We start from the raw sequence: 14,787 nt of genomic DNA, 5'->3' as shown, positions 1-14,787 counted from the left end.
TGGCACAGCCACGCCTCAACTACTCTGCGTACGCTCACGATTACTCGATCTGCGGCGGCGGGGCAACCGGCCGCCGGTACCGGAAACGGGCGGCACTTCATGGCACGACACTCAGCGAAGAAGTCCTCGGCGGCCCAGCGGGCGCTGCTGCGCGCGGGGCTCACCCTCACCGCCGCGGGGGCGGCGCTCGGCGGGGGTGCGGTGAGCGCCGGTGCGGCGGAGCCCGCCGCCACGCCTCTCGCCTCGCCGGTCGGCGACCTCGACACCGCTGCGGCCGGGGGAGCGGTGACGGGGGCGCTCGGGAGCGCTGCGAGCGGGGGTCTCGCCCCGGTCAAGCACCTGAAGCTCAACCCGCTCTCCGGTACCGGGGTCGATCCGCTCGACAACGCGGTCGGCACCCAGGTCGCCGACTTCAAGCCCGTGACCACGGCCGTCGCGACCGGCCCCCTGGCCAAGGGCGGCGCCCTCGCCGACCTCCCGCTGGTGGGAGCGGCCGCCTCTCTGCTGCCCGGCTAGGACGCCTTCGTCCGCAGGGGGACCTCGCGGATCAGCCAGGCCGCGGCGAACGTGACCGCGCACAGGGCGGCCGTGCCCAGGGCCACACCGTGCAGGCCGCCGGTCACTGCCGTGCGGACGGCGTCCTGTGCGGAGGCCGGGAGGTCCCGTAGGAGGGCGGGGGTGAGGGAGCCGCCGGTGAGGTGCGCTCCGTCGGAGCCGAGGCGGTCGGTGAGCTCGGCGGACATGCGGCTCGCGTAGACGGAGCCGAGCACCGCGACGCCCAGTGAGCCGCCGACCGTGCGCAGCAGGGTCGTGGTGCCGCTGGCGGCGCCCATGTCGCGGGGCTCGGCGCTGTTCATCGTGATGAGCATCGACGGCTGCATCAGGCAGCCGACGCCGAGGCCGAGGACGAACGTCACGCCCGAGGCCAGGCCGGCCGGCGTGCCGACGCCGAGCGTCAACAGGGCCAGGGCGCCCGCCGTGGCGAGCGCGCCGCCGATGATCGGATACGCGCGGTAGCGGCCCCCGTTGGTGACCCGCCGACCGATCGCCAGCTGCGCCCCCATCATGCCCAGCATCAGCGGGAGCAGCAGCAGCCCGCTGGCCGTCGACGACATGTTCTGCACGAACTGCATGTACTGCGGCAGGTAGCCGGCCGTCGCCATCATCGCGGCGCCGGTCACGAAACTCAGGATCTGCGCGAGCGTGAAGTTGCGGTCGGCGAAGAGGCGGGGCGGGATCACCGGCTCGGCGGCCCGCCGCTCCACGCGTACGAACGCGGCGAGCGCGCCCGCCGAGACCAGCGCGAGGCCGATGATCTGCGGCGACGGCCAGCCGTACGTCGTACCGCCCCAGCTCGCGAGCAGCGTCAGGGACAGGATCGCCGCGGTCAGCAGGGCCGCTCCCGCGACGTCGATCCGCGCCTTGACGCGCGGGGCGTGCACGCGCACGCCGAGTCCGACGATCGCGAGCGCCGCAGCGCCGACCGGCACGTTGACGTAGAACACCCAGCGCCAGTCGAGCTGGTCGGTGAGGAAGCCGCCGAGGAGCGGGCCGCCGATCAGGGCCGCGGGCATCAGCACGCCGATCATGGACTGGGAGCGGCCGGCCTCCGCCGGGGTCAGGAGTGTGCCGATGAGGGAGAGGGCGCCCACGAAGAGGCCGCCCGCGCCGACCCCCTGCACCGCCCTGAAGGCGATCAACTGGCCCATGTCCTGGGCGAGTCCGCACAGGACGGAGCCGGTCAGGAAGACGCCGACGGAGGCGAGGTAGCTGCCCTTGCGTCCGTACAGGTCCCCGAACTTTCCCCAGATCGGGGTCGAGACCGCGGTGGTCAGCAGATAGGCCGTGAGGACCCATGAGAGGTGGTCGAGGCCGCCCAGGTCTCCGACGATCGTCGGCAGGGCGGTGCCGACGATGGTGCCGTCGAGGGTGGCGAGCACGATGCCCAGCAGCAGGCCGAGGACGACCAGGCGGGAGGGTGGCTCATTCGGCGGGGTCGTATCCGGCGACGTCGTCGGGGTCTTCGGCGGGCTCTGTTGTGCGGCTTGTGCGGCTTCCTTCGTGCGCTGGTTCATCGGCTCCCCCTGGTTCCGTCCGGATGTAGGTGTCTCAAGCCGCGTACGGGCGTACCGACCTGGCGTCCCGCAGGGCGTGCGCCCACCACGCCAGCTGGTCGAGCATCGCCTTCGCCGCGGCCTCGACCGCCGGGTCCGCGTGCTCGCCCGAGGCGTCGAACTCGGCCCACGCGTTGTGGAAACTGACCGTGTTCCGGATCGTCATGGCGTTCAACTCGGGCATCACGGCGCGCAGTTGCTCCACCGCGCGCAGGCCGCCCGACAGGCCGCCGTACGAGACGAACGCGATCGGCTTCGCGTGCCACTGCTCGTTGTGCCAGTCGACGGCGTTCTTCAGGGACGCCGGGAAGCTGTGGTTGTACTCCGGCGTGACGAAGACGAACGCGTCGGCCGCGGCCAGGCGCGGCGAGACGGCGGCGAGCAGCTCCTTGCTGTCCTGCGGCAGCTCCTGGCCGAACGCCGGGAGGACGGTGGGCAGCGGCGTCTCGGCGAGGTCGACGACATCGGCGGTCATGTCACCGTGCTCGGCGAGCCGGCCGGCCAGCCACTTGGTGACGACCGGCGCGAAGCGGCCCTCTCGAGTGCTGCCGACCAGTACGGCGACGTGGAGCGGAGTGGACACGGTGAACCCCCTGGATGTGTACGGTGTATCGATGTGAGTACAACGTACACATCCATGTGTACGGCGTCTACTGGGGATACGCTGTACACGTCATCGTGGGAGAGCAGGGAGGGGCCGCACCGTGGCCGCGCAGAAGAAGGGTGACGAGGGTCTGGTGGAGCCCTCGCTGTGGGAGCGGCTCGAACGGCCCGCGCCCGCCCGCGCCACTCTGACCCTGGAGCGGATCGCCGCCGCCGCGGTCGAGATCGCCGACGCCGAGGGCGCCGCGGCCGTCACCATGCGCCGCCTCGCCACGCAGCTCGGCGTCGCACCCATGGCCGCGTACCGGCACGTGTCCGGCAAGGACGACCTCTGGGCGCTCATGACCGACCGCGTCTCGGCCGAGCTCTCCGTGCCCCCGGAGGTGGCCGGCTGGCGCGAGGTGCTGCGGTCCTTCGCCGTGCAGACACGGGAACTGATGCTGCGTCACCCCTGGATGGGGCAGGTGCCCACGCCGCTCATCTCCCTCACCCCGGCCCGGATGGCCGTGGCCGAGCGGCAGCTGGAGGTACTCGCGACGACCGGTCTTGACGCCGACTCGATGATGGCCGCGTTCCGCACCGTCAGCTCCTACGTCCATGGCGCGACCCAGTCCGAACTCGCCCTGCGCGAGTACAAGGAGCGGCACGGGTGGTCCAGCGGCGCCGAGACCCGGCAGGCGCTCGCCCCGCAGATGAACTACCTGATGGACACGGGCCGTTACCCGAACTATCAGCGTTACGGGCTCGGCGCCGCCCACAAGGACGACCCCACCTGGGAGTTCGACCTCGGCCTCGACTGCATCCTCGACGGGATCGCCGCGCGGCTCGGGGTCTGATCCGTGTGCGGATCCGTGCGCTGTGGGGCGGTGGGGCATGACGAAGCCCCGCCCCTCCTGGACGGAGGAGGGGCGGGGCTTCGGGTTCGGGTCGGGCCTCGGGTTCTGGCTCGGGCCTAGTACGAAGAGCCCGATGCGCCAAGCGAACCCGTCGGGTGCCACACCGTCTTCGTTTCCAGGAACGATGTGAGCCTGTCCGTGCCCGGGTCCGTCGTCCAGTCCGTGTCCACAGTCTGGGGACGGCGCACGCGCTTCAGGTTGTCCGCCGCCGCGATCTCCAGGTCACGGGCCAGGTCGGTGTCCGCGCCCGTCAGGTCGATCGCGTTCACGTCCTGGTGCGCGGCCAGCGTCGGAGCGATCTCCGACGTCCTGCCGGACAGCACGTTCACCACGCCGCCCGGCACGTCGGACGTGGCGAGCACCTCGCCGAGCGACAGCGCCGGCAGCGGGGACGTCTCGCTCGCGATCACCACGGCCGTGTTGCCCGTCGCGATCACCGGGGCGATCACCGAGACCAGGCCCAGGAACGACGACTTCTGCGGGGCCAGCACGGCCACCACTCCGGTCGGCTCGGGCGTGGACAGGTTGAAGAACGGGCCCGCGACCGGGTTCGCCCCGCCCACGACCTGGCCGATCTTGTCCGTCCAGCCCGCGTACCAGACCCACCTGTCGACCGCCGCGTCCACGACCGCCGCCGCCTTCGACTTCGAAAGGCCCTCGGCGTCCGCCACCTCCTGCACGAACTGGTCGCGGCGGCCCTCCAGCATCTCCGCCACGCGGTAGAGCACCTGCCCGCGGTTGTACGCCGTCGCGCCCGCCCAGCCGCCGAACGCCTTGCGCGCCGCCACTACCGCGTCACGCGCGTCCTTGCGGGACGACAGCGGGGCGTTGGCCAGCCACTTGTCCTTCGAGTCCGACACCTCGTACACCCGGCCGCTCTCGGAACGCGGGAACTTCCCGCCCACGTACAGCTTGTAGGTCTTCAGGACTGTGAGTCGCTCAACAGTGCTCATTTATCGCGTGCCCTCCGGGCTCGACGGGGCGAGGTATGCCTCCAGGCCGTGGCGGCCGCCCTCGCGGCCGTGCCCCGACTCCTTGTAGCCGCCGAACGGCGAGGTCGGGTCGAACTTGTTGAACGTGTTGGCCCAGACGACGCCCGCCCGGAGCTTGTTCGCGACCGAGAGGATGCGCGAGCCCTTCTCCGTCCAGATGCCGGCCGAGAGCCCGTACTGCGTGTTGTTCGCCTTCGCCACCGCCTCCTCCGGAGTGCGGAACGTGAGGACGGACAGCACCGGGCCGAAGATCTCGTCCCGCGCGATCGTGTGCGCCTGCGTGACGTTCGTGAACAGCGTGGGCGCGAACCAGTAGCCGCTGTCCGGGAGTTCGCACGGCGCCGACCAGCGCTCCGCGCCCTCGGCCTCGCCCGTGTCCGCGAGCGTCTTGATCCTCGCGAGCTGCTCCGCGGAGTTGATCGCGCCGATGTCGGTGTTCTTGTCCAGGGGGTCGCCCAGGCGGAGGGTGGTGAGGCGGCGCTTCAGCGCGTCCAGCACCTCGTCGGCCACCGACTCCTGGACCAGGAGGCGCGAGCCCGCGCAGCACACCTGGCCCTGGTTGAAGAAGATGCCCGTGACGATGCCCTCGACCGCCTGGTCGATGGGCGCGTCGTCGAAGACGATGTTCGCGCCCTTGCCGCCCAGTTCGAGCGTGACCTTCTTGTCCGTGCCGGCCACCTGCCGGGCGATCGCCTTGCCGACTGCCGTCGAGCCGGTGAAGGCGACCTTGTTCACGTCGGGGTGTGCCGTGAGGGCCGCGCCCGCGTCTCCGTAGCCCGGGAGGATGTTCACCACGCCCTTGGGCAGGCCCGCCTGGCGGCAGATGTCCGCGAAGAACAGGGCGGACAGGGGGGTCGTCTCGGCCGGCTTCAGGACGACCGTGTTGCCCGTCGCCAGCGCCGGGGCGATCTTCCACGCCAGCATCAGCAGCGGGAAGTTCCACGGGATGACCTGGCCCGCGACGCCCAGCGGCGCCGGGTTCGGGCCGAAGCCCGCGTGGCCGAGCTTGTCCGCCCAGCCCGCGTAGTAGAAGAAGTGCGCCGCCACCAGGGGGAGGTCCGCGTCGCGCGTCTCCTTGATCGGCTTGCCGTTGTCCAGCGTCTCCAGGACCGCGAGCTCGCGGCTGCGCTCCTGGATGATCCGCGCGATCCGGAACAGGTACTTCGCGCGCTCCGCGCCCGGCAGCGCCGACCACTTCTCGAACGCCTTGCGGGCGGCCTTCACCGCGCGGTCCACGTCCGCCTCGCCCGCCTGGGCGATCTCGGAGAGGACCTCCTCCGTCGACGGGCTCACCGTCTTGAAGACCTTGCCGTCGGCCGCCTCGGCGAACTCGCCGTCGATGAACAGGCCGTAGCTGGGGGCGATGTCGACGACGGAGCGGGACTCCGGTGCGGGTGCGTACTCGAACGTCATGGGTCAGTCCACCGTCACGTAGTCGGGGCCGGAGTAGCGGCCGGTGCTCAACTTCTGACGCTGCATCAACAGGTCGTTGAGCAGGCTCGAAGCGCCGAAGCGGAACCAGTGGTTGTCCAGCCAGTCGCTGCCGGCGGTCTCGTTGACCAGCACGAGGAACTTGAGCGCGTCCTTGGTCGTCCGGATGCCTCCGGCGGGCTTCACGCCTACCTGTACGCCCGTCTGGGCGCGGAAGTCACGTACCGCCTCCAGCATGAGCAGTGTGTTGGCCGGGGTGGCGTTCACCCCGACCTTGCCGGTCGACGTCTTGATGAAGTCCGCCCCGGCCATCATGCCCAGCCAGCTCGCTCGCCGGATGTTGTCGTACGTCGACAGCTCGCCCGTCTCGAAGATGACCTTCAGGCGTGCGGCGCCCGAGGCCTCCTTCACGGCGACGATCTCCTCGTACACCTTCAGGTAGTGGCCCGCGAGGAACGCTCCGCGGTCGATGACCATGTCGATCTCGTCCGCGCCGGCGGCGACCGCCTCGCGGACGTCCCCGAGCTTCACCTCCAGGGCGGCGCGGCCCGCCGGGAACGCGGTGGCCACGGAGGCGACCTTCACGTCACTCCCGGCCACGGCCTCCTTGGCCGTCGCCACCATGTCCGGATAGACACAGACGGCGGCTGTGCGGGGAGTCGTACGGTCGGTGGGGTCCGGGTGCACGGCCTTCGCGCCGAGCGCGCGGACCTTGCCGGCTGTGTCGGCGCCTTCGAGGGTCGTCAGGTCGATCATCGAGATCGCCAGGTCGATGGCGTACGCCTTGGCCGTGGTCTTGATCGACCGCGTGCCTAGGGACGCGGCGCGAGCCTCCAGGCCGACCGTGTCGACCCCGGGCAGCCCGTGAAGGAAGCGACGCAGCGAACGGTCCGAAGCGACCGCGTCGGCGAATGCGGGTGCGGGTGCAGTGGGCATGGTCACGAGGGGAGCATATCTACGCGCGTAGCTGCTGTACAGGGGGAGGGGGGAGTGGCGGGTCTCTCCGGCGGGTTCCGGTGCCGCTGCGTGGGGGGCGTTGTTTCGTCGGGTGCGGGTTCCTTCGTTGTCGGGTGCGGGTGCGGGTGCGGGTGCGGGCTCGGTGTGGGCTCGTCAGGTGCGTTTTTGGGTGCGGGGCCGTGGGGGCATGTACGTGCTCGCTGTTCTATGGGTTTTCGTCAGCCAGCTGATTGCCTGTGCGTGGTGCTGGTGGCTGCGCGCGCACATGCCCCCACGTCCCCTCCCGTTTCGTCGGCGTCTCACGGCCGGTGGGACTTCGCTGTCTCCGGCCAAGTCTCGTACGCGGCTGAGCGCCGGTGGGGCTCACGGGTATGCAGAGGCTCCTGTGGTTGTTCTCAGGCTGTGATGAACGTCCTTGTCGGCTTCAGGCATCATCGGAGTATGAAGACCCCGGAATCCCAGCACTCCGTCACGCAACCCGTGGCAGCGGAGCGGACCTACCGTTCTCCCGCCGGTATCGCAGGTGGCGTCCTGCTGCTCGTGATGGGGGCCTGGCTCGGTTTCGACGCCCTGCTCAATGGCGACGCACGCACCGCCTGGCTGGCCGTCGCGGGGCTGCTTTTCGTCGCGCCGCTCGTCGTCGCGTTCACGGTCCGGCCCGCGGTGTACGCGAATGAGGACCGGCTGCGCGTTCGTAATCCGTTCCGTGTGATCACCCTGCCCTGGGCGTCCGTCGCCGATCTGCGGGCCGGCTACTCCAGCGAGGTCTTCACCGAGGGTGGGGACAAGTACCAGCTCTGGGCCATCCCGGTCTCCATGCGCGCCCGTAAGAAGGCCAACCGGGCGGCGGGTGGGCGCAAGGGCGGCGGCCTGAAGGGGGAGGCCGATTCCGTGCCTCGCAGGGCCGCCGGCGATCAGTCCTTGGACGAGATCCGCGAGCTGGCCCGGGACCGCGCCGACAAGCCGTCCGCCCAGGGCGAGCCCTCGATCCGCTGGGCCTACGAGATTGTTGCGCCTGTGGCTGTGGGTGCGGTTCTCATGGCCGTGCTGGTCGCCATTGGCTGACCTTTGGGCGTAGTCGCTCAGGTATGGGAAAGGCCGGGGTCGGCTTTCGACCCCGGCCTTTCGCTTGCCCTTTTTCAGATTCCTGCCGCGGCTGACAGGTCTTGCTTGATTGCGTTGAGTACCCGCGTTCCCTCTGCTCGGGCGGAGGGGAGGTCTGAGCGCTTCGCCACTGGGATCACTGCTTCCAAGTAGCACTTCAGCTTGGGCTCTGTGCCGCTCGGGCGGACGATCACCCGGGCTCGGTACTCGCCGTCCAGCGTGTAGCGGAGGCCGTCTGTGGGCGGGAGCGTTGCCGTGCCGTGGGTGAGGTCCTCCGCCTTCACCACCGGGAGGCCCGCCAGTTCTGTCGGCGGTGTCTCGCGGAGAGCGGTCATCGCCCTCGCGATGATCGTGAGGTCCTCGACCCGTACGGAGAGCTGGTCCGTCGCGTGCAGGCCGTGGGCCACCGCCAGGTCGTCGAGTGCGTCCAGGAGGGTGCGGCCGTTTTCCTTGAGCGTCGAGGCCAGTTCAGTGACCAGCAGCGCCGCCGTGATGCCGTCCTTGTCCCGTACGCCCTCCGGGTCCACGCAGTAGCCGAGCGCCTCCTCGTACCCGTAGCGCAGGCCGTCCACCCGGGCGATCCACTTGAAGCCCGTCAGGGTTTCCTCGTAGGGGAGGCCGGCCGCTTCGGCGATACGGCCGAGCAGGGAGGACGAGACGATCGACTCCGCGAACACGCCCCTTGCTCCTCGTGCCACCAGGTGGGCCGCCAGCAGCGCGCCTACCTCGTCGCCTCGCAGCATTCGCCAGTCGTCGTTGTCTTTTACGGCTACTGCGCAGCGGTCCGCGTCCGGGTCGTTCGCGATGATCAGGTCGGGGGCGGCTTCGCCGGCTGTCGCGAAGGCCAGGTCCATTGCTCCCGGTTCTTCCGGGTTCGGGAACGCCACCGTCGGGAAGTCCGGGTCCGGGTCCGCCTGCTCGGCCACGAGGGTCGGCTCGGGGAAGCCCGCTCGTGCGAACGCGGCGAGCAGGGTGTCCTTGCCGACGCCGTGCATCGCCGTGTAGACCGTGCGCGCCGTGCGCGGGGAGTCCGGGGACAGGACCGCGTCCGTGCGGGCCAGGTAGGCCTCCAGGACGTCCTCGCCGAGCGTTTCCCAGCCGGAGTCCGGGCGGGGTACGTCGTGGAGGGTGCGAATCGCCGCGATCTCGGCCGCGATCTCGGCGTCCGAGGGCGGCACGATCTGGGAGCCGTCGCCCAGGTAGACCTTGTAGCCGTTGTCGCGGGGCGGGTTGTGGCTGGCCGTGACCTCCACGCCCGCGACCGCGCCCAGGTGCCGTATGGCGAAGGCGAGGACCGGGGTGGGCAGCGGGCGCGGCAGTACCGCGGCGCGCAGGCCGGCGCCCGTCATGACGGCCGCCGTGTCCCGCGCGAAGTCCGCCGACTTGTGGCGCGCGTCGTACCCGACGACGACCAGGCCGCCCGCCTCGCCCTTGCTCTTGAGGTACGCCGCGAGGCCCGCCGCCGCGCGGATGACCACGGAGCGGTTCATCCGCATGGGGCCCGCGCCGAGCTCGCCGCGCAGGCCCGCGGTGCCGAACTGGAGCGTGCCGGCGAAGCGTTCGGCGAGCGCCGGGGTGTCGGCGCTCTCGATGAGCTTCGCCAGCTCCTCGCGGGTCTCCGGGTCGGGGTCCTCGGCCAGCCAGGCCTCGGCCCTGGCGAGCAGTTCGGTGTCCTGCAAGGTCACGGTTCGTCCAGCCTCTCGCGTGTCTCTACGGGATCAGATGCGGTCCAGGACCTTGCCCAGGAGCTCGCCCATGCGGGTGGCGGAGTCGCGGCCGGCCTGGAGCACCTCTTCGTGGTTGAGGGGCTCGCCCGTCATGCCTGCCGCCAGGTTCGTGACGAGGGAGATGCCGAGCACCTCGGCGCCCGCCTCGCGGGCCGCGATGGCCTCGAGGACCGTCGACATGCCGACGAGGTCCGCGCCGATCGTGCGGGCCATGCGGATCTCGGCCGGCGTCTCGTAGTGCGGGCCGGGGAACTGCGCGTAGACGCCCTCTTCGAGGGAGGGGTCGATCTCCTTGCACAGGGTGCGCAGGCGCGGGGAGTACAGGTCCGTGAGGTCGACGAAGTTCGCGCCGACGATCGGCGACGTCGCCGTGAGGTTCAGGTGGTCGCTGATCAGGACCGGCTGACCGGGACGCATGCCCTCGCGCAGACCGCCGCAGCCGTTGGTCAGCACGATGGTCTTGCAGCCCGCGGCGACGGCGGTACGGACGCCGTGCGCGACGGACGCGACACCGCGGCCCTCGTAGTAGTGCGTGCGGCCGAGGAAGACGAGGGCGCGCTTGTCACCGATCTTGTACGAGCGGATCTTTCCGCCGTGGCCCTCGACGGCCGGCGGCGGGAAGCCGGGCAGCTCGGTGACGGGGAACTCGGCCTCGGGGGTGCCGAGGGCGTCCACGGCCGGTGCCCAGCCGGAGCCCATCACGAGGGCGACGTCGTGGGTGTCGGCGCCCGTGAGCTCGCGCAGGCGCGAGGCGGCGGCGTCGGCGGCGACCCGGGGATCGAAACGGGTGGCGCCCTGGATGTTGTCCGGAGTAACAGATGCGTTCACGCGATCGAGGGTAGCCGGTTCGGTCCTACGCGCGTAGATGACAGACCTCACGGGATCGGGATCGTTGTGTTGTCGTTTCCGACGAAGCACGCTCAGCAGGGGTGCTTGCGCAGTTCCATCACGTAGTCGTGCGGGGCTCCGGCCGACTCCGCCGCGTCCGCCAGCTCGCCGAGATAGCGGGCCGAGGGGAAGCCGCCCTCGTACCCGTTGAGCACGTACACCCAGGCGGGTTCCTCACCCTCCAGCGTGTCCACGCGTACGCGCATGCGCCGGTAGATGTCGAGCCCCACGCCCTCCCAGCGGTCCATGGAGTCCTCGTCCATCGGCGCGATGTCGTACAGCGCGACGAAGACCTGTGAGCGGGGCGCCTCGACGAGGGTCGCGAGCGCGCCTTCCCAGCCCATGTGCTCGCCCCCGAACGTCAGCCGCCAGCCGCTGAGCCAGCCCGTCGCGCGCATCGGCGAGTGCGGTGCGCGGCGCGTCATCAGCCGCGCGTCGAGATTGCTTGCGTATGCGGCGTAGAGCGACATGTGGTCGAGGGTACGGCAGGTGGGGCCGGGGTCCCTCCTGTAACACAAGACCCCTCCGACGTGGGACGCGCACGGACGGAGGCCCCCGGGGCGAAAGCACTTGAAGCGTGCGGGACAATGGAGTACGTGACTCGGATCGTGATCATCGGTGGCGGACCTGGCGGATATGAGGCGGCCCTCGTGGCTGCCCAGCTCGGCGCGGAGGTGACCGTCGTCGACTGCGACGGCCTGGGCGGGGCGTCGGTGCTCACCGACTGCGTCCCGTCCAAGACCCTGATCGCGACGGCCGAGGTGATGACCACCTTCGACTCGTCGTACGAGGAGCTGGGGATCATCGTCGCCGACGACACCCCGCACATCGACAGCCCCGCGCGGGTCGTCGGTGTGGACCTCGGCAAGGTCAACCGGCGTGTGAAGCGCCTCGCGCTCGCCCAGTCCCACGACATCACCGCGTCCGTCACCCGGGCCGGCGCCCGCGTGATGCGCGGCCGCGGCCGCCTCGAAGGCCAGCAGGCCGCCGACGGCTCCCGCAAGGTCGTCGTGCGCACCGCCGACGGCACCGAGGAGACCCTCACCGCCGACGCCGTCCTGATCGCCACCGGCGGCCACCCGCGCGAGGTGCCCGACGCCCAGCCCGACGGCGAGCGCATCCTCAACTGGACCCAGGTCTACGACCTCGACGAGCTCCCCGAGGAGCTCATCGTGGTCGGTTCCGGTGTCACCGGCGCCGAGTTCGCCGGCGCCTACCAGGCCCTCGGCTCGCGCGTCACCCTCGTGTCCAGCCGCGACCGCGTCCTGCCCGGCGAGGACCCGGACGCCGCCGCCGTCCTCGAGGACGTCTTCCGCCGCCGCGGCATGAACGTCATGGCCCGCTCGCGCGCCCAGTCCGCCAAGCGCGTCGGCGACCGCGTCGAGGTCACCCTCTCCGACGGCCGCGTCATCTCCGGTACCCACTGCCTGATGGCCGTCGGCGCCATCCCGAACAGCAGCGGGATGGGCCTGGAGGAGGCCGGGGTCAAGCTCAAGGACTCCGGGCACATCTGGACCGACAAGGTCTCCAGGACCACCGCTCCCGGCGTGTACGCCGCCGGTGACGTGACCGGCGTCTTCGCGCTCGCCTCCGTGGCCGCCATGCAGGGCCGCATCGCCGTCTACCACTTCCTCGGCGACGCGGTGGCCCCGTTGAACCTCAAGACGGTCTCCTCGAACGTCTTCACCGACCCCGAGATCGCCACGGTCGGCTACACGCAGGCCGACGTCGACGCCGGGAAGATCGACGCCCGCGGGGTGAAGCTGCCGCTGCTGCGCAACCCGCGCGCCAAGATGCAGGGCATCCGCGACGGCTTCGTCAAGATCTTCTGCCGGCCCGGCACGGGCATCGTGGTGGGCGGTGTGGTCGTCGCCCCGCGGGCGAGCGAGCTGATCCATCCCATCTCGATCGCGGTCGACAACAACCTGACGGTCGAGCAGATCGCGAAGGCGTTCACCGTGTACCCGTCCCTTTCGGGCTCGATCGCCGAAGTGGCGCGTCAGCTGCATACGCGGAAGACGGCCGACGAAGCCTGACGACCGCGCTTTCACCGGACACGATCAACTTCCCGCAGGTCACAGCCTGTTGCCACCCGTGCGGCGGGCATAGGCGCTGGAGATAGGCGTCTATACCACTTCCTGTCGTTCCGTGCGAACAACTTCTGTTATTCGGCGCAAACTGCTGAAAGCAGACGGTCGTTGGGGTTACTGTCAGTTTCGTGTTCGCTGCAGAACGTCGTCAATTGATCCTCGAAATGGTGCGGGCCAATGGAGCGGTATCGCTCCGAGAGCTCGCCCGCGTCGTCCAGACCTCCGAAGTGACCGTACGGCGGGACGTGCGCGCACTGGAGGCAGAAGGACTCCTCGACCGCCGGCATGGCGGTGCGGTATTGCCGGGCGGATTCACGCGGGAGTCCGGCTTTCCGCAGAAATCACATCTCGCGACCGCAGAGAAGACGGCCATCGCCGACCTCGCCGCGGGCCTCGTCGAAGAAGGCGAAGCCATTGTGGTGGGAGCGGGTACGACCACGCAGGAGCTGGCCCGCCGGCTCGCGCGCGTCCCCGGGCTGACCGTCGTCACCAACTCCCTTCTGGTGGCACAGGCGTTGGCCCATGCCAACAGGGTCGAGGTCGTCATGACGGGCGGCACTCTGCGCGGTTCCAACTACGCACTCGTGGGCAGCGGGGCCGAGCAGTCCCTCCAGGGACTCAGAGTCACCCGCGCCTTCCTGTCCGGAAGCGGTCTGACCGCCGAACGCGGCCTCTCCACGTCCAACATGCTGTCGGCCTCGGTCGACCGCGCGCTGGTGCAGGCCGCGGCCGAGGTCGTCGTCCTCGCCGACCACTCCAAGCTCGGCACCGACACGATGTTCCAGACGGTGCCGACCGATGTGATCACGCGCCTCGTGACGGACGAACCGCCCGGCCACGACGACCGCGCCCTCACCGAACTCCAGGCACTCGCCGACCAGGGGGTGCAGATCGCGATCGCCGGAGCCTCGGCGACCGGAACCGGGCCGGCGGGGGGAGATCCCGTCCCGGCGCGGCAGGCGCGCCGGGACGTACCTCTGCCGGGCCAGCGCCGCACCCAGCTCCCGGGCGGTCCCCAGCTGCGCAGCGCTTCCGCCCTCGACCAGGCACCCCCTGAGCGCGCGGCAAGGGTGGCCGACCTCCGGCGGCGCTGAGCAGCACTCCGTGCGGGGCTGAGCCCTTCTCGGTACGGCTGCGGGTCGTCGGGGCCGGTCGCCGGTCGTGGGCCGCAGTCCTAGCCTGCTGTGATGCCTCGCAGCGTCAGCCGGAGCAGCCGGTCCGCCAGCTCCGGGTCGTCCGGGGTCTCCTCCGCCGCCAGCGCGATCGCGTTGGTCAGCTGAAGCAGATCGCCGATCGACACGTCCGCGCGTACGGCACCTGCCCGCTGCGCCCTGGACAGCAGAGCCTGGCCCGCCTCGCGCATCGGCGTACTGCACCGCGACAGGGCCGAACTGGCGTCGTGCGACGCCGACATGAGGGCACGTGAGAGCCCGCGGTACTCACCCGCATGAGTGATGATGTCGCGCAGCCATGCCACGAGCGCCGAGCATGGCTGCGGGTCCGCGAGCAGCGCCCGCGAGCGCGCCAGCAGATCATTCACCGCGTCCTCGAAGACCGCGCTCATCAGCGCGTGCCGGTTCGGGAAGTGCCGGTAGAGCGTCCCGATGCCGACGCCCGCGCGCCGCGCCACGTCCTCCAGGGACGCGCCCGTGCCGTGCTCCGCGAACGCCGTACGCGCCTCCGCGAGCAGTCGCTCGTAGTTCCGGCGTGCGTCGGCCCGCATGGGGCGTACGGAAGGGGCCGGGCGGGGCCGGTCCGTCTGGTCCGTGCCGGTCGTCATCGGTCCTCCCTGGTCGTGCGCGCGCTCTCCAGGATGCCTGATCCCGCGACGGCCGGACCACGGACCGAAATGACGCGAACGCCCGGTGGACCGTCTTCCGGTCCGCCGGGCGTTCGCGTCAGGTGCCCTGACAGCAGATCAGGGTCAGTCCTTGATCTCGCAGATGGTGGCGCCGGAGGTGATGGAGGCGCCGATCTCGGCGCTG

Annotated in this window: 14 protein-coding genes; 5 read left to right on the top strand and 9 right to left on the bottom strand. The window is 70.7% G+C overall.

The genetic code is table 11. The features are described from left to right. Positions 1 to 99 precede the first annotated feature (99 nt). Entirely contained in the window at positions 100 to 516 is a 417-nt protein-coding gene (locus tag CG723_RS19265) for a hypothetical protein (RefSeq protein WP_100594710.1), read from the top strand. Here CG723_RS19265 and CG723_RS19260 read toward each other — a convergent pair. Both CG723_RS19260 and CG723_RS19255 read right to left on the bottom strand, forming a co-directional pair. Further along, positions 513 to 2,075: an MDR family MFS transporter gene (locus tag CG723_RS19260; protein WP_100594709.1), complete on the bottom strand. Its 1,563-nt coding sequence runs from the start codon at positions 2,073 to 2,075 to the stop codon at positions 513 to 515. The genes CG723_RS19265 and CG723_RS19260 overlap by 4 nt on opposite strands. A gap of 34 nt (positions 2,076 to 2,109) precedes the next feature. Beyond that, positions 2,110 to 2,697: an NADPH-dependent FMN reductase gene (locus tag CG723_RS19255; protein WP_234374396.1), complete on the bottom strand. Its 588-nt coding sequence runs from the start codon at positions 2,695 to 2,697 to the stop codon at positions 2,110 to 2,112. 121 nt (positions 2,698 to 2,818) lie between these two features. Here CG723_RS19255 and CG723_RS19250 point away from each other — a divergent pair, with 121 nt between their 5' ends. Next, a complete protein-coding gene (locus CG723_RS19250; RefSeq protein ID WP_100594707.1) occupies positions 2,819 to 3,553 on the top strand; it encodes a TetR/AcrR family transcriptional regulator C-terminal domain-containing protein in 735 nt (244 codons plus the stop codon). Between the two features lie 116 nt (positions 3,554 to 3,669). Here CG723_RS19250 and CG723_RS19245 read toward each other — a convergent pair whose 3' ends face one another. Genes CG723_RS19245 through deoC form a run of 3 tightly spaced genes read right to left on the bottom strand, consistent with a single transcriptional unit; the run spans position 3,670 to position 6,972 of the window. Next, the gene (locus CG723_RS19245) at positions 3,670 to 4,566 is read right to left on the bottom strand and encodes an aldehyde dehydrogenase family protein (RefSeq protein ID WP_100594706.1); all 897 of its coding nucleotides are present in this window, start codon (positions 4,564 to 4,566) and stop codon (positions 3,670 to 3,672) included. Further along, on the bottom strand, positions 4,567 to 6,018 hold the full coding sequence (locus tag CG723_RS19240; RefSeq protein ID WP_100594705.1) for an aldehyde dehydrogenase family protein: 1,452 nt from the start codon (positions 6,016 to 6,018) through the stop codon (positions 4,567 to 4,569). A 3-nt stretch (positions 6,019 to 6,021) separates the two neighbouring features. After that, positions 6,022 to 6,972 carry a deoxyribose-phosphate aldolase gene (gene deoC / locus CG723_RS19235; RefSeq protein WP_100594945.1) on the bottom strand — a complete coding sequence of 317 codons (951 nt, stop codon included), beginning with the start codon at positions 6,970 to 6,972 and terminating at the stop codon, positions 6,022 to 6,024. Positions 6,973 to 7,434: 462 nt separating this feature from the next. On the opposite strand from deoC, the gene CG723_RS19230 reads away from it, so the two are divergent. Further along, positions 7,435 to 8,058 carry a PH domain-containing protein gene (locus tag CG723_RS19230; protein WP_100594704.1) on the top strand — a complete coding sequence of 208 codons (624 nt, stop codon included), beginning with the start codon at positions 7,435 to 7,437 and terminating at the stop codon, positions 8,056 to 8,058. Between the two features lie 74 nt (positions 8,059 to 8,132). Here the strand turns inward: CG723_RS19230 and CG723_RS19225 are convergent, their stop codons facing one another. The 3 genes from CG723_RS19225 to CG723_RS19215 all read right to left on the bottom strand — a co-directional run bounded on the left by CG723_RS19225 (position 8,133) and on the right by CG723_RS19215 (position 11,182). Then, positions 8,133 to 9,776 carry a phospho-sugar mutase gene (locus CG723_RS19225; RefSeq protein WP_100594944.1) on the bottom strand — a complete coding sequence of 548 codons (1,644 nt, stop codon included), beginning with the start codon at positions 9,774 to 9,776 and terminating at the stop codon, positions 8,133 to 8,135. A 39-nt stretch (positions 9,777 to 9,815) separates the two neighbouring features. Next, entirely contained in the window at positions 9,816 to 10,652 is an 837-nt protein-coding gene (locus tag CG723_RS19220) for a purine-nucleoside phosphorylase (protein ID WP_100594703.1), read from the bottom strand. A 92-nt stretch (positions 10,653 to 10,744) separates the two neighbouring features. Beyond that, on the bottom strand, positions 10,745 to 11,182 hold the full coding sequence (locus CG723_RS19215; RefSeq protein ID WP_100594702.1) for a gamma-glutamylcyclotransferase: 438 nt from the start codon (positions 11,180 to 11,182) through the stop codon (positions 10,745 to 10,747). A 117-nt stretch (positions 11,183 to 11,299) separates the two neighbouring features. Between CG723_RS19215 and CG723_RS19210 the strand changes: the two genes are divergently transcribed. After that, on the top strand, positions 11,300 to 12,748 hold the full coding sequence (locus CG723_RS19210) for an NAD(P)H-quinone dehydrogenase (RefSeq protein ID WP_100594701.1): 1,449 nt from the start codon (positions 11,300 to 11,302) through the stop codon (positions 12,746 to 12,748). A 182-nt stretch (positions 12,749 to 12,930) separates the two neighbouring features. Then, entirely contained in the window at positions 12,931 to 13,896 is a 966-nt protein-coding gene (locus CG723_RS19205; protein WP_100594700.1) for a DeoR/GlpR family DNA-binding transcription regulator, read from the top strand. A gap of 80 nt (positions 13,897 to 13,976) precedes the next feature. On the opposite strand, the gene CG723_RS19200 is transcribed toward CG723_RS19205, so the two are convergent. After that, complete coding sequence (locus CG723_RS19200; RefSeq protein ID WP_199841831.1) at positions 13,977 to 14,525, bottom strand: TetR/AcrR family transcriptional regulator; 549 nt, start codon at positions 14,523 to 14,525, stop codon at positions 13,977 to 13,979. Positions 14,526 to 14,787 lie beyond the last annotated feature (262 nt).

It is taken from the genome of Streptomyces sp. CB01635, assembly GCF_002803065.1.
Taxonomy (GTDB): domain Bacteria; phylum Actinomycetota; class Actinomycetes; order Streptomycetales; family Streptomycetaceae; genus Streptomyces.
This window is presented reverse-complemented; position numbering and strand designations above follow the sequence as displayed.